Source organism: Alkalicaulis satelles (genome assembly GCF_008630495.1).
Taxonomy (GTDB): Bacteria; Pseudomonadota; Alphaproteobacteria; order Caulobacterales; family Maricaulaceae; genus Oceanicaulis; species Oceanicaulis satelles.
Genome location: NZ_VWOJ01000004.1, coordinates 117,175 through 139,316, shown reverse-complemented (window position 1 = coordinate 139,316; position 22,142 = coordinate 117,175). Strand labels below are relative to the sequence as shown.

Below are 22,142 nucleotides of genomic sequence, written 5' to 3'. Positions count from 1 at the left end.
TTTATCTACAATGTGATGGTCTCTCGAATTTCAGGGCTATCCAAACGGATAACAAACTGCTAGCGTCCTTCCAAAGACTACCGGGAGGAGATCATGAAGCGTACACACAAAGGCCTTTTGGCCTCAGTATCGTTCTTTGCACTGACCTTGGGAGCCGCCGCGCAGGCTCAAGTTGACGTCATCACAGTTACAGCAGAACGGCGCGCGGCCAGCCTGCAGGACGTACCGGTGGCGGTGTCCGCCTTTGACGGCGAAGTGTTGCGGGACGCCGGCGTGAACAGCGCGCAGGACCTGCAGCTGATCGCTCCGTCGGTCACGTTCAGCCAATCGGTCAACGCCCTCAATTCCTCGCAAAACATACGCGGCGTGGGCACGTCGGTGTTCTCCAATGCGGTTGAACCCAGCGTCTCTTTCGTGGTGGATGGCGTGGTGCTGGCCCGCCAGGGGCAGGCCTATGTGGACCTGATCGATATCGAGCGCATCGAGGTTCTGCGCGGGCCCCAGAGCACGCTGTTTGGCAAGAACGCCTCGGCGGGCGTGGTGTCCATCATTACCCGTGGGCCGACCGACACGCTCAGCGCGATTGCCGACCTGCGCGTCGCCGAGGGGGGTGAGCGCGCGTTGCGCGCCACGCTCTCCGGTCCAATCGCTCAGGACCTGGGATTCCGCATAACCGGCAATTACAGGGAAGTGGATGGCCATCTGCGCAATGTCTTTGACGGACAACGCGTCAATGGCGGCGACAGCTGGGGCGTGCGCGGGCGGCTGGACTGGACGCCTGGCGATGCGCGCTTCACCCTGATCGCGGACTATTCCGAACAGGAAGACAATTGCTGCGCCTTCACCCAGGTGCGCGCCACCAGCCCCTTTCTGCAGGCGGTCAACGGCCCGGTCCTGACCGAGGGCCTGGGCAATCGCGATCTCAATATCCGCGCCGTGCCGCAAAGCACGGCCGAAGCCGCCGGCGTTTCGCTGGAAGCTGAATGGATGCTGGGCGATCACACCGTCACGTCCATCTCCGCCTGGCGGACCTGGGATTTCTTCAATTCCGGGGATGTAGACTCCACGCCCGACACCACTGGCACGCCATCCCAATTGCTTGGCCCCAACCCGAACTGGCCTCAGGTCGGCTCGCTCAATATCAATGACGGGCGCACCGACCTCACCCAGTTCAGCCAGGAGGTGCGCATCGCCTCACCCACTGGCGGCGCGTTTGAATACATCGTGGGAGCCTATGCCTTCTTCCTCGATCTGGACCGCCGGTTCGAGCGTGCCATCTGCTTCATTGACCTTGACCCGTGCCCGCAGACCATCACGCCGGCACCGGGCGTCACCCTGCCGGGGCAGTTATCGTCCTTCTTCGACGCCAGTGTCGAGAACCGCAATCTGGCCCTGTTTGGCCAGGGGACATGGAATCTCTCCGAGCGGCTATCGCTGATCGCGGGCGCGCGGATCATCCACGAGCAGATCGACTACACGTCAGTGCGCACCAATGCGACGCTGCGCCCGGGCGATCTGCCTCTGGAGCCGTTTTTCGACGTCACCGGGCGTATTTCCGACACCGGCTTCGCCGCACGGCTGGGCGTAATGTACGAGCTGTCAGACGCGATCAATCTCTACGCCACCTATAACCGCGGCTATAAGGGGCCGACCGTGGACGTGGACTTCAACACCCGCGAAGGCAAGGTGGATCCCGAGACTTCGGACGCGTTCGAACTGGGCCTGAAATCCCTTTTGTTCGACAACACGCTGCAGCTCAATATCGCCCTGTTCCACGCCGTCTTCAGCGATTACCAGGCGCAGGGCTTTAATTCGGGCACGCCTGGCGTGCCGGGTTCGGCGGCCTTCATCCTGGACAATGTGGGCGAAATCTCCACCGCCGGCGCGGAGGTGGAATATGTCTGGGCGCCCACTGACCGGTTCACCCTGCGCGGCGGGGTGACCTATACCGACGCCGAAGTGCGCTCATTCCCCAACGCCCAGTGCTTCCAGCCGGTCTCCCAGGACCCTGACTGCACGCTCCCCGAAGGGGTGAAGGACATTTCCGGAGGGCGCCTGTCCAATGCGCCGCGCTGGCGGGCCGTAACCACGGCGCGCTATGAGCACCCGCTGGCCATGGTTTCAGGCTATGCCTTCGCCCAGGCCTCGGCGCGCTATCAGAGCGAGGTCCAGTACTCGATCAGCCAGAACCCGAACACCATCCAGGACGGCTTCACCGTCGTAGACGCCAGCATCGGCTTCGGCCCTGATGACGGGAGCTATCTGCTCTCCGTGTTCGTCAACAACCTGTTTGACCAGAACTATACCGACTTCCTCCTGCAGCACCCGACGGAGACCGCGACGCTGAACATCTTCCAGTTCGCGCCGCGCCGGGCCGAGCGGTATTTCGGCGCCTCGCTGCGGGTCCAGTTCTAGACCCGGAACCAGCCTCCCTGACCTTGCAACCGGCAATCCCACCGGGATTGCCGGTTTTTCTTTGCCATGGCGCATCTCAGCGCGTTCATGCGCAAAGGATTAAGCCAGGATGCGCAGCGCCGCTCAGGGGCAGCGGCCCTCAATACGGACCTCGTTTTGACAGGTTAGCCGCAGGGCGGCGAAGAGACGCCAAGGCGCTGACAAAAGCACATAGCGCATTGCGTCCTGTCCTGAATGCCGACTTTCAAGGATGGAAAACACCCTCCCCTCTTTCAAGACATTATGCGGGCGGGCCTGGTGGAGCCGGTATCAGCTCTCGATCCAGGGCGGGGCGGGCATGGCGCGGTGGGCCTTGGCGATGGCCTCCGACCATTGCGCGCCCAACTCGCGAAAATAAGGATCATCGGCCTCTATGCGCCGCTGCGATCCGCTGAACCGGTCCGGCCTGATGGTGATCATGTCAAAGGGCAGGCCCACGCCCAGATTAGAGCGCAAAGTGGAATCGAACGAGATCAGGCCCAGCTTGACCGCCTCCACCAGGGGCGTGTCGGGACGCAGGGCCCGGTCCAGGATCGGCTTGCCGTATTTCAGCTCTCCGATCTGGAGATAGGGCGTTTCCGGCCCGCACTCGATGGCGTTGCCTTGCGGATAAATCAGATACAGACCGAGCGGCCCGCCCCTGATCTGGCCGCCCAGAAGCACCGTGGCGCCCATATCCACTGTCTCGGCTTCAAGCCCGGTGGTGAAATCCTGGCGCACCGACTTGATGGTATGGCCCACCAGCTCCACCGCGCGCTGCAGGTCCGGCGCGCTCATGAGGGTTTCGGCCTTATCGGAGCCGGGCAGCTTGACGCCGCTCTTGAGCCGGCTGAGCGCGGTTTGCGTGACGGACAGATTGCCGGCGGTGGCGATGGCGATGACGCGCTCGCCGGGCTGCTCGGTGACGAACAGCTTGCGGTATGTGGAGACATTGTCGACGCCCGCATTGGTGCGGGTGTCGGCGATCATCGCCAGCCCGTCATTGAGCAGCATGCCGACGCAATAGGTCATGAACTGGACGCTCCCGCCCGGGAAAAGGAGCGCCCAGTGATAGCCGATTCCACCGCCAGGCGCGCGCGCTATTGCTGCAGCTGGGACGGGGGCGGCGATGCGGCGGGCGGGCTGTCCACCTGCAGGCTGACGCTGAGGCGCTCACCCTGTCCTCCATAGCTGGCGCCGCGCACCGGCGCCGCGCCCAGATAGTCCAGAGCCGAGGCAACGCGTACATAATTTGCGTCCGGGCAGACGCCATTGGCCGCATCAAATCCGACCCAGCCCAAACCTTCCACCTTCGCCTCGGCCCAGGCATGGGCGGCTTCCTGTCCGGCTTCGCCATCCCTGCGACGCAGATGGCCGGACACATAGCGGGCCGGCACGCCGAGCCAGCGCGCCGCGGCCAGAAAGATATGGGTGTGGTCCTGGCATACGCCCCGGCCGAGCTCGAAGGCTTCCTGTGCGCTATGGCTGACATCCGTCGCGCCAGCATCAAATGCGATCTGCGCATGGATCGAGCTCATGAGGCCGTGCAGCAGGTCGAGCCGGTCCTTGCGCCTGAGCGGATCGGCAAAACTGCGGATCGCCTCGCCGGGCTCTGTCAGGGGTGTTGTGCGCAGGAAGACGAGCTCCGGCTGGCGCTCCGGCCAGCCCTCAAGCGCGCCGGCGGTGTCGGACGTCTCCACCTCGCCGGACACGGTCACCGACAGCGCCTCCACAGGCCCGTCGGTATAGAGCGCATGCATGATATTGCCGAAGGCGTCCTCGCTTTGATGGATGCGCACGTCCGCGTCGGCATTGATCCGCCAGCGGCGCACATGCTGGCTGGCGCATGAGCGCGGCGTCTTGCGCAGGGCCTGGATCACCAGCCGGGGCGCACGGTCATAGCGATATGTGGTCTGGTGTTCGACGCGGATCAGCATGGACGCGCTCCTCAGCTCAGATATTGCTCGGTGATCGCCTGACCCAGCTGATTGTTCGCAGCGAGAAACTCCTCGATGAATTCATGCAGTCCGGACTGGAAGATGGCGTTGATGGACGCGCTTTCCAGCTGGCCCAGCCGGGCCGCAGCCAGGCGCTGGGCCGGACCGCGCCGGCCATAATCGGCCGCCAGGCGCTCCAGCGCATCCACAATGGCGCCCTGGCAGCTGGCCAGCGAACGCGGCATTTGCCGGTTGAGCACCAGCAGGTCGGCCACCAGCCAGGGCTTCACGCTGTCGCGATAGACCCAGCGATAGGCGGTCAGGGCCGAGACCTGACGCAGCAGGGTGGTCCACTGGTAATAGTCCAGCTGCCCGCCCACCGGTTCATCCTCGGGCAAGAGCAGGTGATATTTCACATCCAGCAGGCGCGCGGTGTTGTCAGCCCGCTCGATCGCCGCGCCCAAGCGCAGAAACCAGTAGGCGTCATTGCGCAGCATGGAGCGGCTGGCCGCCCCCTCCACCGCCACGGTGACCGACTTGACCCAGCTCAGGAATTCGGCGAATTCGGCCCGGCGCGCGGGCCGGCCCTGGTCTTCCAGCGCATTCCAGGCGCCATTGATCCCCTCCCATAGCTCCACAGTCAGCGCGGTGCGCACGGCGCGGGCATTGGTGCGCGCCCGGATGATGCAATTGCAGATGGATGAGGGATTTTCACTGTTGAACGCCAGAAACTCGCGCACCGCCAACTCGTCCAGCGTCCGGCCGCTGGCGTCGAACAGCGCGCCTGCGCCCGAGGAGTCCAGCGCGCTGCGCCAGACCTGGTCTGCGTTGTCCTCGCGCGAAGGCACGACCGACAGGCGCAAGGAGGCTTCCAGTATGCGGGCGATGAAATCGGCGCGCTCCACATAGCGGCCGACCCAGAACAGATTGTCAGCGCTTCTGGCCAGCATCACGCATCCAGCACCCAGGTGTCCTTGGTGCCGCCTCCCTGGCTGGAGTTGACGACCAGAGAGCCTTCCTTGAGCGCCACACGCGTCAGCCCGCCCGGCGTGGCCCTGGCGCCCTGCGGTCCTGTCAGCACGAACGGGCGCAGGTCCACATGGCGACCGGCCAGCTGCGTACCGCACAGGGTGGGCGCGGTGGACAGCTGCAAGGTGGGCTGGGCGATGAAGGCGGCCGGATCCGCAATCAGCTTGCGCCGGAAGATCTCGATCTCCTCCTGGGTTGCGGCGGGGCCCACCAGCATGCCGTACCCGCCCGATCCGCCAACCTCCTTGACCACCAGCTCATCCAGACGCGACAGGACTTCCTTGAGCGCATCTGGTTCACGGCACCGCCAGGTGGGCACGTTGTGAAGGATCGGGTCCTCGCCGGTGAAGAAGCGGATGATCTCAGGCATGTAGGTATAGACCGCCTTGTCGTCGGCCACGCCGGTACCCACCGCATTGGCCAGCGTCACATGGCCCGCCTGATAGGCCAGCATCAGCCCCGGTACGCCCAGCGCGCTGTCAGGATTGAAGGTCAGCGGGTCGAGGAAGTCGTCATCGACGCGCCGGTAGATCACATCCACCTTGCACGGCCCCTGGGTGGTGCGCATGAAAACCTGGGCGTTGTCGACATAAAGGTCGGAGCCCTCCACCAGCTCAACCCCCAGCTTGTCAGCCAGAAAAGAGTGCTCGTAATAGGCTGAATTATATGGCCCCGGGGTCAGCACCACCACACAAGGTTCGCGGGCTGCGCTAGCGGGGGCGGCGTCCTTGAGGGTCTGAAGCAGGAGATCGGTATAGGTGTCGACGGGCCGGACCCGGTGCTCGCTGAACAGGTCGGGAAAAAGCCGCATCATCATTTCGCGGTTTTCCAGCATGTAGGAGACGCCCGAAGGCGTGCGCGCATTGTCTTCGAGCACATAGAAGGCGTCCTCGCCGGTGCGCACCAGATCAATCCCGGCGATATGGACCCAGATGTCTCCCGGCGGGCGCCAGCCTGTCATTTCCGGCCGGAAATAGGGATTGGTCAGGACAATGTCGGCGGGAATGATCCCGGCGCGGATACACTCCTGAGCCCCGTATATATCGGCCAGGAACAGGTTGAGCGCATGGACGCGCTGCACCAGTCCCGCCTCCATCATCCGCCATTCGCGCGCCGAGAGAATGCGCGGCACGATATCAAACGGGATCAGCCGTTCACTGGTGTTGTGCTCGCCATAAAGGGCGAAGGTGATGCCCATCCGCCGGAAAAAGAACTCGGCCTGGCGCGCGCGTGCTTCAAGCAGATCAGGCGGCGACTCGTCCAGCCAGCGGGCCAGGGCGCGATAGCTCTCGCGCACCTCGCCTGACCCCGGCTGTCCTGTCATCTCGTCAAAACTCATCACGCCCGTCCTCCCCGCCTGGAGTGTGGGGCTCAATCCGACGCGGCTGCAACAAAAATGTTGCAAAGCAAGATAGTTTGGATCCGGGTGACGGCAACACAGGTCTTTGGCGTGAGACGCCAAAGCCGGGCGCCACGACCACGGCGCCGATATGAGGCTGGGGCAGCGCGGTTCTGGCAGAACATGTCCTGGCCGAGGCTTGCCATAACGAGCGCGCGCAGGCGCACTGCGCGGTCTGCCTCAAACGCACGCCCTTTACCGCGTGTGCATTTGCCTTGGTCCGCTCTGCGTTATTTACTGGGCCGAGACAGCCAGACGGGTTGATGCTTCAGGCCGTGCCAACATCTTCGATCATATCCTTCATCAAGCGCACAGCCCTGCTCGGCCTGGCCTGGCTGGTGATGACCGGCGGAGCGGCGGGTGCGCTTGTCTATGGCCTTGTTGCGGTACTGGCCGCGGCGGCGCTCAGCCTTGTCCTGCTGCCGCCCGGGCCGCGCCCTGCGGTGCTGATCCGTCTGGCGGCGCTAGCGCCGGATTTCCTCGTCAGGTCCATACTGGGCGGAGTGGATGTGGCCTGGCGGGCCCTGCATCCGCACCTGCCCGTAAGGCCGGGCTGGATCAATCTACCAACGCGCATGACTGACGGCCCGGCGCGTGCTCTGTTCGGGGCCGAGACCAGCCTTCTGCCCGGCACGCTCTCGGCGGGCTGCGACGGTGACGGATTGAAGATCCACTGTCTGGATCTGGATGCCCGCACCCGGGCCCGCCTTGAGGCCGAGGAGGCGCGCCTGGCGCGCGCGTTCTCCCAGCATGACGGCCCTGAGCCATGATGGCTGATCTGTTCATGCTGGCGGCGCTGGGCGTGCTCATCTCGATGGCCGGGGCGCTGTGGCGGGCCTGGCGCGGCCCGGGACGCGCGGACCGCATGATGAGCGCCCAGCTGATCGGCGCGGGCGGTGTGGGCCTGGCCGTGCTGATCGCCGCTGCGCGCGAAGAGCCCGCCATTCTGGATGTGGCGCTGGTGCTGGCCCTGCTGGCCGCGTTCGCCGCCCTGGCGTTTGTCAAGACAGTTACGGTTCAGGGCGCGGGCGATCCTGAAAGCGAGGAGGACCCGGCGCCATGAGCCCAGGCGAGCTACTCATCACCGCCCTGCTGGCGCTGGGCGTGTTCTTCTACGCCGCCGGCACGGTCGGCCTGATCCGTTTTCCCGACACCCATTCGCGCCTGCACGCCCTGACCAAGGCGGACAATCTGGGACTGGGCTTCATCGTTCTGGCGGCGGGCCTTCATTGGGGCGACGCCTGGATCGCGGGCAAGCTGGCGCTGATCTGGCTGCTGGCGCTGTTTGCGGCGGGCATGGCCGCCCAGCTGGTGGCGCGCGCCGCCCTCAAGCCGGAGCCGCGCGAGTGAGCCTGGCGTTCGATCTTGCCCTGTGCGCCTTCATTCTGGGCGCCGCCGCTTTGGCGGTGGCCGGGCGCAATCTGTTTGGTTCGGTCGTGTTCTACATCGTTTATGGCGTGCTCATCGCCCTGGCCTGGCTGAGCCTGGGCGCGGTGGATGTGGCGCTGGCCGAAGCGGCCATTGGCGCGGGCGTGACCGGCGTGCTGCTGATCGGCGCCTGGCAGGGTATGAAGGAGGCGGGCGCTCTGGAGGACTCACAGGCGCCGCCCTGGCCAGTACGTCTCTGGGCCGCGCTGGGCGCAGCACTGACGGGCGGGCTCGTGATCACCGCGATTATCGCCCTGCCCGGACAGGACGGTTTGACCCGCACGGTGGCCGATGAGCAGGGCGCGCTGGCGCTCGGCAATCCTGTCACGGCTGTGCTTTTGGGTTTCAGGGCCTATGACACCCTTCTTGAGACGCTGGTGCTCAGCGCTGCGCTGGCGGCGGTCTGGTCACTGTCTCCCGAACGGGTCTGGGGCGGCATACCCGGTCCGAAGCATGTCTCCCGGCCCGATGGGGTCATGGCCAGTTTTGGCCGTCTACTGCCGCCCCTGGGCCTGTTGGTGGGCGTGTATCTTGTCTGGGCGGGCGCCGATCAGCCCGGGGGCGCCTTCCAGGCCGGGACCGTGCTGGCGGCGGTGTGGATCCTAATCGTACTGTCAGGCCTGCGCGATGAGCCGCGCGTGTCCAGCCTGCCCTTGCGTGCGGTCATCATCGCCGGACCGGCGGTGTTTCTGGGCGCAGGGCTCGCCGGGGCGCTGGCCGGGCAGGCGCTTGGCTATCCGCCCGGTTACGCCCGGACAGCGATCCTGATCATCGAATACGCCTTGACCGTGTCGATTGCGGCCACCCTGGCCCTGCTCATCGCCGGACCGGCCAGGCGGTTGTCATGACCGAGCTGCTGGCCGAACGCGGACACGTGTTTGCGCTGACCGGCGCGGCGCTCATCGCGCTGGGCTTTTACGGCTTCATGGCGCAGCGCGCCGTGATCCGGCGCCTGATCTCCTTCAACGTGATCGGCAGCGGCGTGTTCCTGCTGTTCGGCGGGACGGGGTATTCAGCCGCCGGCGTGGATCCCGTCCCCCAGGCGCTGATCATCACCGGCATCGTGGTGGCCCTGGCCCTGACCGCCTTTGCGGCCGCGCTGGCGGTGCGACTGGCGCAGGGCGGGGACCGGGATGATGGGACCGACGACGGGGAGGCGGGTCCGTGAACCTGCTCTTCGCACTTGCCGGCGCCCCTTTGGCCTTTCTGCTGGCCAGCCTGATCGCCGGGCGCCATGGCGCGCGCCTGATCTGGATCGCCGCGCCCGTGATCACGGCCCTGGCCTTCTGGCTGGCGCTCGAAACCCATGCCCGGCCGCAAGGCGGGGCGCTGGGCGGCTGGATGCCGCCGCTGGGCATAGCGCTGGAGGCGGACGGGCTGGGCGCCGTCCTGCTGCTCACTTGTGCTTTGACCGCCTCTGTCACCGGACTGTTTGCGCTGGGCCGCTATGGCGGTGCACGTCCGGAATCGGCCCGGCGCTACACTTTCTGGCCGCTCTTCTACGGGCTTTGGGCGGGAATGAATGCGGTGCTGGTCAGCCGCGACCTGTTCAATCTCTATGTGGCCATCGAGCTGTTGTCGATTTGCGCCGTGGCGCTGGCCGCTTTTGGGTCCCGCCAGGCGGCGGTGAACTATATGATGATCGCGCTGGCAGGGTCGCTCGCCTATCTCCTGGGCGCGGTTCTGATCTATGCCGCCCTGGGCACTCTGGATATGTCGCTCATCGCTCAGCGCGCCCCTGAAGCGCGCGCAAGCGTCCTCATCGCCGCGGCTTTGATCACGGGGGGGCTTATGGCCAAGACCGCCCTGTTCCCCCTGCATGGCTGGCTCCCGCCAGCCCATGGCGCAGCGCCGACTGCGGTCAGCGCGCTGCTGTCGGCCCTGGTGGTGAAAGCCTCTTTCGTCATTCTGGCGCGAGTCTGGTTCGAGGGCCTGCCGGGCCTGGCCGGCGCCGGAGTCATCACCGCGTTTGGCGTTCTGGGCGCTGCAGCGATTGTGTACGGATCCGTGCTGGCGATCACGCAAACCGGGCTCAAGGCCCTGATCGCGTACTCCACCGTCGCCCAGCTCGGTTATCTGTTTCTGGTCTTTCCCCTGGCGGGGGGCGGGGAATCCGCCACGCCCTGGACAGCCGGAGCATGGGGCGCCATGGGCTTTCATCTCAGCGCCCATATGCTGGCCAAGGCCGGGCTGTTCCTGGCCGCAGGGCTGATGATCTATGGCGCAGGCGGCGGGCGTATCGCTGATCTGACCGGGCTGGCGCGCGCCATGCCGGTGACATCTCTGGCCTTCGGGCTGTGCGCGGTATCGCTGATGGGATTGCCGCCCAGTGGCGGGTTCATGGCCAAATATCTCATGCTCATCGCCGCGCTGGCCTCAGGCCAGTGGCACTATGCGCTGGTGATCCTGGCGGGCGGGCTGATGGCGGCGGCCTATCTGTTCAAGCCTCTGGCGCGCCTGTTCGCCGGAACCGGGACTCCTGCCATCCGGGCTTTGCCGCACAGGTCCATGGCGCTGGCGCCGCTGGTGCTGGGTGCGGCGGCGATTGCGCTGGGACTTCTGTCCGCTGAGCCCTATGCGCTCATGGTGTCGGGGCTGCCTGAGGCGGGCGAGGCCGGACTGGAAGAGGCTGAGCCATGAGCGCAGCCATGCTTGTGCCCATACTTCTGGTGCTGGCGCCGCTGGTCCCCGCACTGGCCAGCGCGCTGCTTTCAGGCCGTGCGCGCGCGCGCAACGCCATCAATATCGCTTTCGCCGCTTTCAAGCTGGGGGTCGTCGCCTATGCGCTGGCGGGCGTGGAGGCCGGTGCGTTCTATGAATGGCGCATCGCCTTCGTGCCGGGCCTGGACATGGTCTTGCGCCTGGATGCGCTGGCGCTGCTGTTCGTCACCCTGTCGGCTGTATTGTGGATGGCGACCACGCTCTACGCCATCGCCTATCTGAAGGGCTCTGCGCATCAGGCGCGCTTCTTCGCCTTCTTCAATCTGTGCGTGGTGGCGGCGTCCGGCATCGCCATGTCGGGCTCGTTGATCACCTTCTTTGTGTTTTACGAAATCCTGACGCTGGCGACCTGGCCGCTGGTGGTTCACACCGGCAGCGCCAAGGCCATGGCCGCCGGGCGCACCTATCTGGCCTACACGCTGGCGGGCAGCGCGGCTTTGCTGGCCGGCATCGTCTGGCTGGAAAGCGGATCAGGCCCGGTGGAGTTCGCCGCAGGGGCGGACCTCTCAGCATTCTCACCCCTGGCCGCCAGCATGATCTTCGTCCTGCTGATCGGCGGGCTGGGCGCCAAGACGGCCCTTATACCGCTGCATGCCTGGCTGCCCGCCGCCATGGCCGCGCCCGCCCCGGTCAGCGCGCTGCTGCATGCGGTGGCCGTGGTGAAGGCGGGCGCATTCGGCGTGGTCAGGGTGATCTATGATGTCTACGGCATCGAGACGGTGGCCGCCCTCGGTTTGGGCCTGCCACTGGCGGCGCTGGCCTCGGCCACCATCCTCTATGGTTCGCTCCAGGCCTTGCGCCAGAGCGATATCAAGAAACGTCTCGCCTACTCCACCGTCAGCCAGGTCAGCTATATCGTGCTGGGCGCGAGCCTGGCCGGACCGTTCGCCGTCATTGGCGGGCTGGTGCACCTGGTTCATCAGGGCCTGATGAAGATCACGCTGTTTTTCGGCGCGGGCGTGCTGGCCGAGCGCGCGGGCGTGACCGACATCCGCCAGTTGGACGGCGTCGGGCGGCGCATGCCGGTCACCATGGCCGCGTTCAGCATCGCCGCATTGGGCATGATCGGCGTGCCGCCCGTCGCAGGATTTGTGTCCAAATGGTATCTGGCCATTGGCGGATACCAGTCGGGCGCAAGCTGGGTGATCGCCGTGCTGATCGTCTCCAGCCTGCTCAACGCCGCCTATTTCCTGCCCTTGCTCTATCGCGCCTGGCTGAAGCCTGCTGCGCCGGGCCTGCCGGACCGGAACGCCCTGGCCGCCAGCCGCACCTGGCTGCTGATCGCACCAGGGGCCTTCACGGCCGCCGCAGCGCTGGGCGCCGGGCTGTTTGCCGGTTTTGAACTGAGCCCGCTGAGCTGGGCCGCTCTCATCGCCGAACGGATCTATCTGCCATGAGTGCGATCTGGCTGCTTCCCCTCGCCCTGGCCCTGCCGCTCACGCTGGCGTTGCTGAGCGCACTGCCCATCGTGCGCGACAGAAGCCTGAGCCTGGCCGCCGCAGCGCCCCTGCCGGGCCTGGCCGCCGCCCTGCTCGCGCCGCGCGGAGAGCTTCTGGTCCTGCCCGATCTGGTATTAGGGGCGAGCCTGGCGCTGAGCGAGACCGGCGCGCTGTTTCTGGGCGCGGCCAGCCTGCTCTGGCTCGCCGCCGGGCTCTATGCGCGCTTTTACATGCGCGGCAAGGACCGGGCGGGCCATTTCGCCCTGTTCTGGAATCTGTGCCTGGCCGGAAATCTGGGCGTGTTCCTGGCGGCGGACGCGGTCACTTTCTATGTGGCCTTCGCCCTGGTCTCGCTGATGGCCTTCCCGCTGATCATTCATGACCGCAGCCCCAAGGCGCTCAAGGCGGGCCTCGCCTATATCGTACTGGCCGTCATAGGCGAGGCGGCGCTGCTGGCCGGGCTGATGCTGGCGGCGGGCGCTGCGGGGGGCGTGACAGATATTGACGCCATCGCCGACGCCCTCTGGCTGTCGCAGGACCGTGCGCTCATCCTCGCCCTCCTGATCGCCGGGTTCGGCATCAAGGCGGGCCTGGTCCCGCTCCATGTCTGGCTGCCCGTAGCCCATCCCGCCGCGCCCGTGCCGGCCTCGGCGGTCTTGTCGGGCGCCATCGTCAAGGCCGGTATTTTCGGCCTGCTGATCTTCTTGCCCTTAGGCGAGAGCCTGACGATGAGCGGGGGCGCGCTGGCGGTGCTGGGCTTCGCCGGCGCGTTTGGCGCGGCTCTCTACGGCCTGACCCAGCGTGACCCAAAGGCGGTGCTGGCCTATTCCACCGTCAGCCAGATGGGCCTGATCATGGCCGCTCTGGGCGCCGGACTGGCGGCGGGGCTGGAAGCGGGCGTGCTCACAGCCGCTGCGGCGATCTATGCGCTCCACCACGCCCTGGCCAAGGGGGCGCTGTTTCTGGGCGTGGGCGCCGTACAGGCCGGCTCGGGCGCGGCCGCCCTGCGCCAGCGCGCAGTGCTGGCCCTGATCGCGCTGTCGGTGGCGGGATTGCCGCTCACAGGCGGGTCGCTGGCCAAGCTGGCGCTGAAGGCGCCTCTGGACCCGTTCAGCGAGATGCTGATCACCGCCTCGGCCTTCACCACAGCGCTTCTCCTCGCCCGCGCCCTGGCCCTGTTGCGTCCGGACGGCGCGGCAGGCGCGCGCGCGCCCTTATCACGGTCTCTGCCGGTTCTGGTTCTGGGCGCGGGCGCGCTGGCCCTGCCCTGGGCTGTCTGGCCACAGAGCGGGCTGCCGCATGGTTATGCCTGGCAGGTTCAGGCCCTGGTCTCCGGGGCGGGACCGCTCATGCTGGCGGCGCTGGTTATCCTGGCCGCACAGCGCTGGCGGCTGACCGGGCTGCAGGCCCCGCAGGGCGATTTGCTGGCGACGGCATGGACGGCGCTGGAAATATCGAGCGCATTGGCGGGCGCGATGGCCAAACGCCTTGCTGACGCGCTGCCGCAACCGGGCGGGCGGAGTGCGCGCAGGCTCATGATGAGCGCTGGTGAAATGGCGCACCGGATCGAGCGCGTCCTGGCCAACCGTCTCGCCAGCCTGATGCTTTTGCTGGTCCTGATCACCGCGGCTCTGGCCCTGTGAGGATGAGGGCTGCATCTTCGGCACTCGCCTTATGCGCGCAGCTTGCATGCGCTCCGCGACGCCGCCATGCCGGACGCCTGATGCGATCGCGGCCCCGAATACACCTCAAGTCATAAGAAAAATCAGTGCGGCGAGCAACAAATAATCGTTTTATTGCTTTAATGATTTAATCTATTCGGAGCGATGCATGATATAGCGCTTTCACATTGATGCAATTATCTTTATCTGGACTATTGTGGCTGCTTGTTACAATGTGAACCCCGTATGATCCGTCGAAAATATGGTCCGGATCTTCCATCTGGCTCACTCGCTTGAGTTCGCGGGCGCCGGCACAATAGACCATTATGAGTAGCATATTGACAATCTAAAAACTTTGGGTTGCTATGCGCGACGCTGCCTTTTGAACAAGCATGGCGACGCCAGATGCCTCAACCCTGTGAATATATCACGGCGAATTTCTTCAAGGCCGGCCGCCATAATGAATTATGCGGCAATATTATAATTTATCCCGACCATATCATCAGCGCAAAACAAGCGATTTACCCAAATAAAATAACGATTTGGGGCTGCGCCAACAGATGAAACCTGATGCGCCCTCTCCATATCATCTCAGGTCGAAATTAAACCCTCTGACATTAGAGCTCCCGGTTGAGTGCAGCGCTTATACTTCATTGAAGCGCGCACGCAGCGCACTGTTGGGAGAAGAAGATTCCGGCCACGGGCCAGGACCGTCCATGTTTGATGCCGACGTGGTGTCTTTTGCACACGGCGAGGGTCTGCGCAGAGCCTATCCTGAATCCATTACAGCGATGCGTCACGCCTTGTCAGACCCCACTCTGCTTCCAATTGAAAACTATATGTTTTTGCAGAAATTCAAAAGTTTAAGCGCAGAAATCACCAGACACTTCATGGAGATTGGCGTTCCGCCCGACCTCGCTGGCAATACCGCAATTGATGCAGGCACAACGCGCTTGATCATTGCAGGTCTGGATTTAATGGCTCAGCGCGGCGATACAGTCATTACTTTTTCAGGATTCTATCATCCGCTTGCCGCCTGGTGTGCATATCGTGGATTGAAGCTTTGCGTTATTCCCACTTCGCCCGAGAACAGCCACCGCCCATCCGCCAAGCAACTCTTGCAATGGCTTGAAGAAAACGCTCCCCCCACGCCGCCGATATTAGTGCTGTTTAACCCCTCAATGACTGGTGCAATTTGTGGCGTCAGAGAAATAGAAGAATTGTCGGAGGTTATATTAAATTTCCGAATGTGGGCGATTGAAGACGCCCTGTTCGCCAATTGTGAATTTGACGTTGCAGCGCGCTCAGTCAGATTGGCGGCGGGCTGCGCTGCAGAACAAGTGCTTACTGTCTCCGGAGCCAGCAAGAATTTCGGACTCGCCAATATGCGCATCGGATGGGCTTGCGGCGCCCCCAAACTTATTCATGCCCTGTCTGAATACATTACGACCAGCTCCGCCGCCACGCCCCAGCTCTCTAAAATTGCAGCCCTGCACGCCCTGCGCGCGCCCTCGGAATACTACGAACTCAATAATAAAGAAATCTTGTTCCGAATCAATCTTGCAATCGAAACCATTAATCATGTTGATTTGAATTTGCGTACGATTTTTGAACATGAAAAATCGATCATCAAAGCCGCTCACACTCCCAGCGCCGGACACTCCATACTCATTGATTTTTCCGGATTTGTTAGTTTGCTCAATAAAAAAAATCTTAAATTTGAAGACAGCGCGGATCTCACACGATGGATTTTAGCGTCCGCCAAGGTGGCTTTCGCCCCGGGACAATCACATGGGTTTGAAGGTTATCAGCTCAGAATGAATATCGCCTCAATTGGCTCATCATTAACCTATCCCGCCTCCCTTTCAATTGAGAGTCAATGGAATGGCCAATGGACCAATGCCCAATCCAAGGCCTTTGAAGCGGGTTTTGCCGAAGGCCGGGCCATCATCCAGTCCGCCCTCACAGACCGTGTCGAGCCTGTATTGCGAATGGCGCTTCAAAATCCTCCGGCGCAGGTCAATACAGCCCGCAAAAGCGCACAGAAACCCCGTGCGATTCATGGGATGCGCGAGACTATTCATGAGTGTGATGCCGTGCTCATGGACGTCTGGGGTGTCCTCACTGATGGAAGCCGCGCCCACGCCGGCGCGCAGACAACCTTGCGCCAGCTGGCAAAAGAATGCCGCCCCGTGATATTGATCTCTAATACTTCAAGACTTGGTTCCGATTTATCTCATCACCTTTCACGCATTGGAATCCAGCCGGACTGCTATGCCAAAATTGTAACAGGTGGCGATCTGGCATTCCGGAGCGTACAACGCCGGAAATCAGGATCAACTGAATTGGGCCAAGCGTGCTATGTCTTGGGCTTTCAGCCTGGTGGACATTGGGCAGATGCGGCGGGCTTGAACGTTGTTACCGATATCGAGAAAGCAGACTGGTTGCTCGCTGTTGGCTATATTGATGATGAATATATAAACGACAACCATCTCGAAATTTTAAGGCGGGGCGCAGATCGCCGCTTGCCACTTCTGATCAGTAATGCCGATACATCCATCATCATTAATCAGAAAATGTGTTTGGGGGTTGGAATTCTCGCCGCCCATTATCAATCGATGGGGGGCGCGGTCCATATTTTTGGAAAACCTCACCAGGAAATATACCATGAAGCCGCCATGCATGCGGCCACTCAACTCAGCCGGGATTGCATTGAGCCCCGGCGCATCCTGGTGGTCGGGGACTCATTCAATAGCGACATCGCCGGCGCCGCGTCATTCGGAGCAAAGTCCCTGCTGATCACCGCCACTGGAGTGCATGCATCAGACCTGCATCCCGGAGGCGATGGCTCACTGTGCAACGACACACTGATGCGCTTGTGCCGAGACCATCAATGCGTTCCCGACATGACCCTAGGTTCCGTCACATGGTGAAGCAGGCCCGGCATACGGTCATGGTTCTGGGCTCCGGCGTCATCGGCGGCCAGGTCGCCGATCTGCTTAGCCGCATGGACAATCGATATCACATTATACTTGCTTCACGCACTTTGAATAAAGTCAATGAAAGAGCCAATCTTACAATCACTTCGGCCATGTGCCTGGGCCTTGAGCCCAAGGTGGATATTTATTGCCTTGATGTCCAAAATATCGATCAAACCGCATCCCTTATATCAAGCCTGTCCCCTGATTTAATTATCAACGCCACGTCACTTCAACCTTTTTGGGCGATCTCTTTATTAGAGAAACCTCTTTTCCAACGGCTACAACAGGCCAGGATCGGCCCATGGCTGCCCAACCATCTCGCAACGGCCCGCACCGTCATGCTCGCCGTCGCCGCCAGCGGTTCTCAGGCGTCGGTGATCAATGCCGCCTTCCCCGATGTTGTGAACCCGGCCCTTCACAGCGTCGGATTGGCGCCTTTGGTCGGTGCAGGCAATATCGCCAACCTTATCCCGAGCCTTCAACGCGCCTGCGAAAAGATCATGGGCGCGCCGCGCGACCGGCTGAGCTTGAGGTTCGCAGCCCATCATGCAGCTTGCAACGAGATCTCAAGCACCGGCCGCCCAGACCCCGCCCCCTACGCGCTGAGCCTGATGCTTGATGGCCGAGAGGCTTCATCTGACATCCAGCACAGCGCACTCTTCAAAAGCGTAGTGGATGACTTCCGGCGTGTGAGAGGCATTGCCGGGCAAATCGTGGCGGCTTCCAACGTGGTTGCCGTAGCGGTAGCGCTTCTGGATGAGCGCAATACCCGCGCCATGCATGCGCCAGGGCCGCACGGCCTGCCCGGCGGCTACCCTGTACGCATTGGAAAAGGGGGCGTGTCACTCGACTGCATTGGCGGGTTTGGCTCTGATGAGGCGATATCGGTCAATGAGGCTGGCGCTGTTGTGGAAGGTATTGAAGCCATACTCCCCGATGGAACCATCATATTTACTGATCAGGAAATGACAGTGTTAAAGAATGAATTTGGATACTACTGCAAGAAAATGCATGTCAACGAAGCAAGCCTTCATGCCGAAGAGTTGCAATCTCGCTATCAGTCTTACATCAAAAAGAGCCCCCGATGACGTGTACGATAGACCAATCCGATGAAGCCAGCATCGTAACGCTGAACAGGCGTGGCCGCACATCTACAATACTGAACGAGATTAATGCGTATTTCGTTGACTTGGCGAGCCAGGCTTCAAGGCCTGTGCTCGATATCGGATGCGCCATGGGCGTTGCCGCCCTCGCCGCGCTGCGATCTGGCGCCTTTGTTCACGCGAATGATATTGACCCCGGACACTTACGGATTCTGCAAGACGCCGCGCCTATTGAGCTGCGGGACAGTCTGAAACTCGTGTGCGGCCGTTTTCCGAACGAACTTGCCTATGAGGAAAACCAGTTTGATGCCATCCACGCATCGAATTTATTGAATTTTCTCACTGGTCACGACATCGAAGCGGGTATGCACTGCGTTGCCCGATGGCTGGCGCCGGGGGGACGCTTCGTATCGATCTCGGGTTCGCCGTTTGCGGCTAACATTCGTGGGTTTATTCCCCATTACAAGAATTCGAAAGCCAAAGGTCTGCGCTGGCCTGGAGAGTGCTACAATATACATCAATATTCCAATCACCCTACATTATATGAACTGCCTGATTTTTTACACCTCCTCGACCCTTCAGTACTAGGGCGCGCAGCCAGGGCCGCCGGGCTTGTCGTAGAGAAAGCCGCCTATATTCATCGGCGGCACACCCCCAGCTATATCCGCCTGGATGGCCGCGAAAACGTCGTTCTTGTGGCCCGCAAGCCGCATACGTCAGGAGGGAAAGATTTGCATCTGTAGCTCAATCGGAAAAATAGCTGGAACAGGAAACCGGGAAGCGGCGAGACGTTCATTGTGATTGTCCAGGGCATCGTCATGAGAAAACGGATCGCAAGCGGAATGGGGACCTCTACAGCTCAAGAGCACCAGCTTTGGGAGTTGGAAGGTGCGGGTTCGAATCCCGTCAGATGCGCCACCATTTTGAACGCTATCGCTTCCGGCCTGGCGCGCCCTCAAAGCGCTGGGCCCTGGAAGCCACGAGTATCCAACCTGGATAAGAAAGGAGGTGATTTTCAATGGTGAAAGTTCCAGCTTTCAGGAAAGCTCCAGCGATCGAAGAGATACGCACTTCACTCTCGCGAGTGAGTTCGCGTCTCTCTGCGGTCTCGGCGCCACTCGCGACGCGTTCGGCGCCAGTTATGGGAGTTCCACTCGGAGCGCCACCGCGAGCGGCGGTGCCACTGAGTGCGCTTGACGATGTCAGTGTGCCAGCGGCCCATCCATTCGCAGTGGATGCAGTGCCAGTTGCTGATGCAGCGCGCACCGTCTCCCGTGCACTGACTAGCCTTAATTCGGTTCCAACTCGCTGATCCGGAACCGAAACAAGGCTAGATGCGTACATCCGTAACAACGGATGATGATGCCCTGGAAAAGATGCCCTGGAATAGATGCCCTGGTTCGGCTGCGGAGGCTTGTCTTCCGCAGCCTTACCTGGCGGCCCATCCCAGCGCGCGAGCCCCTCGCATCAAAAGCAGACGCAACAGGGCGTCGGACGGAACCGGCCCGGCCGCTTCCAGCCTGTTATCAGCAAGCCGTATCAAATGGCGAACCACAAGCCGGGGATCTGACTTGATTGCAGCCGTTTCAATCATTCGTGTGAGCCGCTCCGCCTGAAACAACATAAACCTGACGTCCTGACACATCGCGGGCGCAGGCTCGGCGCCCCGGGTCATGGCGAGTGCCCGCGCCACCCTCAAACCCGGGTTCCAGCTTTCGTTGAAGAACAAATCAAAAGACACATCAATTATATCATTCATATCCGAATTCAGCATAGGCGCCATCACGGCTGATTTTATCATTGGGCTGCTTTTTTGAAGCTCACCGTAATCAGCATTTTCGTGAAAATATCTCTCCATTGCATCACAAAGATCATCAATCAGAATGCTATTTCCATGGCTTGATTTCATATCTGAACCATCTGTGCGCACGACCTGGTGGGGCACGAGTTCATACTGACGCCAAGCGCCATCGTCCTGGAGACGGTCAAGCAGCTCCAGTCGAATTTCTGTACTTGTACGCCACTCCTGGCCCATCACATGCACAAGGCGATCTAACCCCGGTATTTCGCCTCGAATTGAATCCCACAGTATGAGAGCGCGCAAATGTTCCGTGGGAAAACCATCTGAACGTGCAAGCACGCAGCGCGCATAATCCGACCGGCCCGTCTCCAAAACAATAGAACCATCAATGTCCTGGAATATAGTAGATTTTCTCTTTAGCTTTTCGATCATTGCATCGACATGCTGTATCGAATTTGATTCAGGAATATTGCGCTCAATAACAACCCCCAGCCTGCTTAATGTATGGGCCTGCTCCTGCATGACACGCGCAATCGCCGCTTTCCAGATTGCGTGAATGTCCTGGTCTCCTGACCGCCACAGGTCGAGAACACGATCGGCCTCATCATCATGCCTTGCCAGCTCCCGTACGATGGGGGCGTCCGCCGACAGGGCGTCTTCGATCTGGAGACCGCAATCGGCTACATATTTCGCGTAAAGCGCTCCAAGCCGGGGTGATAATAATTCAGATCCGTCAAGATATTGCGCCGCACCCGCCGCTATAAGTCCCGCAATTGATTCCGCTATATTGCGGCCAATATCACAGACAACAGATTGGCGCTGGACGTCTGCACCAAGGGTTTCCCATAGAGACGCCAGTGCGTTTCCGATCGCAATATTTCTCAAGTGACCCACATGCAGCGCCTTATTCGCATTCGGGTCACAGAAAGCGACAAGTACATTGTGGTTCTGGAAAGGCCTGCAGGCATCGAAATTGCACGCCAATTGCCAATCCATGCGCGCGGACAAGAAATGTTCTGAAAACCGAAGAAACAGTTTCTGTTTTGAATAGCGGGCAGCCTCAATGCCATCCAAGCGCTCGAAATCCGCCTCAAGTGATCTCCCGGCCGTTTTGGATATGCCCGCCCTGATGACAACTGCCGCATCTGCGTTCGATTTCAGACTGCGGCGAAAGTCTGACTGCAACGCAATTGGCCCCAGACGAGCTCTAATTACAGATTCAATACTTTGGGTCAGATTTATATCGTCAAAATTAATATTTATTGTCTCCATCGCACTTCGCTTTCCGATAAGCATAAGAAGTGGCTAAAAGCGGGTCAAAAAGAAACGATACTGATTGACACGGTCAATCTCCTGAATGGCAGCAAGCTGCCTGCTATTGACGCGTTAAGCTGCACACAACGTGCAACAAAATTATAAATTGCATTTTCCCACACGATGTGACGCCTGTGTCAAATGAATTCAGCCTTTCAGATAGGGGGCGCCGATCTGACCTGGCCGCGGCTTGGCGTGCGGCAGTCGTCCAATAACGCCGCCATCAGGCCGGCTGGAGGCGCCGCTCTGGAAAACCTGACCTGCCCGGCCATACAGCGGGAAAAGACCCGGGCGCCCGTTTTGGATTTGCGCCGCGATGTGTCAGCGATCCGGGCCGGCGGCCTGGGTGACATCGCCGGACCGCTCCAGGATTGGAGCGGCGTCGACATCCTGGCAGTCCATCATTTCCGCCACACGCTGGAGCGCGGCGATGATCATGTGCTGTTCCCACTCCGGCGCCCGGCGGAAGGCGCGCAGGAAACCCGCCTGAAGCAGTTCGGGCGCCGCACTGACCGCTTCCCGCCCGGCAGGCGTTAACTCGGCGATCACCGAACGGCCGTCGCGCGGGCTGCGCCGCCGCGTAACCAGCCCGGCGCGCTCCAGCCGGTCGAGGATGGCCGTCACGGTTGGCGGGCTCAGCGACACCGCGCGAGACAGCGATTTGGGCGTGGCCTCCGCTTCACGGCCCAGCGCCTGGAGCAAAACCAGCTGTGGCGCGGTCAGCCCGGTTTCGCGCTCCAGCTCGCGCGAGCGGATATCAACGGCCCGGATAATGCGTCTTAGCGCAATAAGAATGACGTCATGCTCGCTCATGAAGCGGCCATAGCGCGGCTTTCCAGCCAAGGGAACCGAAATGTGAATATGATTCCTGTGCGAATAAATTTTGCCCGGTTCTG

General features: G+C 61.8%; 18 protein-coding genes and 1 tRNA gene. 13 read left to right on the top strand and 6 right to left on the bottom strand.

All coding sequences use genetic code 11. The features are described 5' to 3' along the window. Positions 1 to 93 precede the first annotated feature (93 nt). Positions 94 to 2,415, top strand: coding sequence for a TonB-dependent receptor (locus F1654_RS12215; protein ID WP_150023837.1), 2,322 nt, complete (start codon positions 94 to 96; stop codon positions 2,413 to 2,415). Positions 2,416 to 2,724: 309 nt separating this feature from the next. Here F1654_RS12215 and F1654_RS12210 read toward each other — a convergent pair whose 3' ends face one another. From F1654_RS12210 to F1654_RS12195, 4 genes are all read right to left on the bottom strand, one after another. Then, a complete protein-coding gene (locus F1654_RS12210) occupies positions 2,725 to 3,465 on the bottom strand; it encodes a peptidase (RefSeq protein ID WP_150023836.1) in 741 nt (246 codons plus the stop codon). Positions 3,466 to 3,533: 68 nt separating this feature from the next. Then, positions 3,534 to 4,370 (bottom strand): transglutaminase family protein, encoded by an 837-nt coding sequence (locus F1654_RS12205; protein WP_150023835.1) that lies wholly within the window; start codon positions 4,368 to 4,370, stop codon positions 3,534 to 3,536. Between the two features lie 11 nt (positions 4,371 to 4,381). Next, the gene (locus F1654_RS12200; RefSeq protein ID WP_150023834.1) at positions 4,382 to 5,320 is read right to left on the bottom strand and encodes an alpha-E domain-containing protein; all 939 of its coding nucleotides are present in this window, start codon (positions 5,318 to 5,320) and stop codon (positions 4,382 to 4,384) included. After that, entirely contained in the window at positions 5,320 to 6,738 is a 1,419-nt protein-coding gene (locus tag F1654_RS12195) for a circularly permuted type 2 ATP-grasp protein (protein WP_233205280.1), read from the bottom strand. The genes F1654_RS12200 and F1654_RS12195 overlap by 1 nt, the downstream gene beginning before the upstream one ends. Before the next feature lie 323 nt (positions 6,739 to 7,061). Between F1654_RS12195 and F1654_RS12190 the strand changes: the two genes are divergently transcribed. The 12 genes from F1654_RS12190 (at position 7,062) to F1654_RS12135 (ending at position 19,049) form a co-directional block, all read left to right on the top strand. Beyond that, positions 7,062 to 7,568: a Na+/H+ antiporter subunit E gene (locus F1654_RS12190; RefSeq protein WP_150023833.1), complete on the top strand. Its 507-nt coding sequence runs from the start codon at positions 7,062 to 7,064 to the stop codon at positions 7,566 to 7,568. Next, on the top strand, positions 7,565 to 7,861 hold the full coding sequence (locus F1654_RS12185; protein WP_233205279.1) for a monovalent cation/H+ antiporter complex subunit F: 297 nt from the start codon (positions 7,565 to 7,567) through the stop codon (positions 7,859 to 7,861). Before F1654_RS12190 ends, F1654_RS12185 begins: the two co-directional genes overlap by 4 nt. Next, on the top strand, positions 7,858 to 8,148 hold the full coding sequence (gene mnhG / locus F1654_RS12180) for a monovalent cation/H(+) antiporter subunit G (protein WP_150023832.1): 291 nt from the start codon (positions 7,858 to 7,860) through the stop codon (positions 8,146 to 8,148). Before F1654_RS12185 ends, mnhG begins: the two co-directional genes overlap by 4 nt. Further along, positions 8,145 to 9,074, top strand: coding sequence for a hydrogenase subunit MbhD domain-containing protein (locus tag F1654_RS12175; protein WP_199200574.1), 930 nt, complete (start codon positions 8,145 to 8,147; stop codon positions 9,072 to 9,074). Before mnhG ends, F1654_RS12175 begins: the two co-directional genes overlap by 4 nt. Next, on the top strand, positions 9,071 to 9,394 hold the full coding sequence (locus tag F1654_RS12170) for an NADH-quinone oxidoreductase subunit K (protein WP_150023830.1): 324 nt from the start codon (positions 9,071 to 9,073) through the stop codon (positions 9,392 to 9,394). Before F1654_RS12175 ends, F1654_RS12170 begins: the two co-directional genes overlap by 4 nt. Beyond that, positions 9,391 to 10,866, top strand: coding sequence for a complex I subunit 5 family protein (locus F1654_RS12165; RefSeq protein WP_150023829.1), 1,476 nt, complete (start codon positions 9,391 to 9,393; stop codon positions 10,864 to 10,866). Before F1654_RS12170 ends, F1654_RS12165 begins: the two co-directional genes overlap by 4 nt. Beyond that, positions 10,863 to 12,344: a complex I subunit 5 family protein gene (locus tag F1654_RS12160; protein WP_150023828.1), complete on the top strand. Its 1,482-nt coding sequence runs from the start codon at positions 10,863 to 10,865 to the stop codon at positions 12,342 to 12,344. Before F1654_RS12165 ends, F1654_RS12160 begins: the two co-directional genes overlap by 4 nt. Beyond that, the gene (locus F1654_RS12155) at positions 12,341 to 14,029 is read left to right on the top strand and encodes a complex I subunit 5 family protein (RefSeq protein WP_150023827.1); all 1,689 of its coding nucleotides are present in this window, start codon (positions 12,341 to 12,343) and stop codon (positions 14,027 to 14,029) included. The genes F1654_RS12160 and F1654_RS12155 overlap by 4 nt, the downstream gene beginning before the upstream one ends. A 734-nt stretch (positions 14,030 to 14,763) precedes the next feature. Then, positions 14,764 to 16,980, top strand: coding sequence for a TIGR01459 family HAD-type hydrolase (locus tag F1654_RS12150; protein ID WP_199200573.1), 2,217 nt, complete (start codon positions 14,764 to 14,766; stop codon positions 16,978 to 16,980). Continuing rightward, complete coding sequence (locus tag F1654_RS12145; protein ID WP_199200572.1) at positions 16,974 to 18,116, top strand: saccharopine dehydrogenase NADP-binding domain-containing protein; 1,143 nt, start codon at positions 16,974 to 16,976, stop codon at positions 18,114 to 18,116. Before F1654_RS12150 ends, F1654_RS12145 begins: the two co-directional genes overlap by 7 nt. Continuing rightward, positions 18,113 to 18,874 (top strand): class I SAM-dependent methyltransferase, encoded by a 762-nt coding sequence (locus F1654_RS12140; protein ID WP_150023824.1) that lies wholly within the window; start codon positions 18,113 to 18,115, stop codon positions 18,872 to 18,874. Before F1654_RS12145 ends, F1654_RS12140 begins: the two co-directional genes overlap by 4 nt. After that, positions 18,865 to 19,049: transfer RNA gene (locus F1654_RS12135), tRNA-Pro, on the top strand. The genes F1654_RS12140 and F1654_RS12135 overlap by 10 nt, the downstream gene beginning before the upstream one ends. A 511-nt stretch (positions 19,050 to 19,560) precedes the next feature. On the opposite strand, the gene argS is transcribed toward F1654_RS12135, so the two are convergent. Continuing rightward, positions 19,561 to 21,204 (bottom strand): arginine--tRNA ligase domain-containing protein, encoded by a 1,644-nt coding sequence (argS, locus tag F1654_RS12130; RefSeq protein ID WP_199200571.1) that lies wholly within the window; start codon positions 21,202 to 21,204, stop codon positions 19,561 to 19,563. Positions 21,205 to 21,567: 363 nt separating this feature from the next. Continuing rightward, positions 21,568 to 22,059: a MarR family winged helix-turn-helix transcriptional regulator gene (locus F1654_RS12125; RefSeq protein WP_150023822.1), complete on the bottom strand. Its 492-nt coding sequence runs from the start codon at positions 22,057 to 22,059 to the stop codon at positions 21,568 to 21,570. Positions 22,060 to 22,142: the final 83 nt, after the last annotated feature.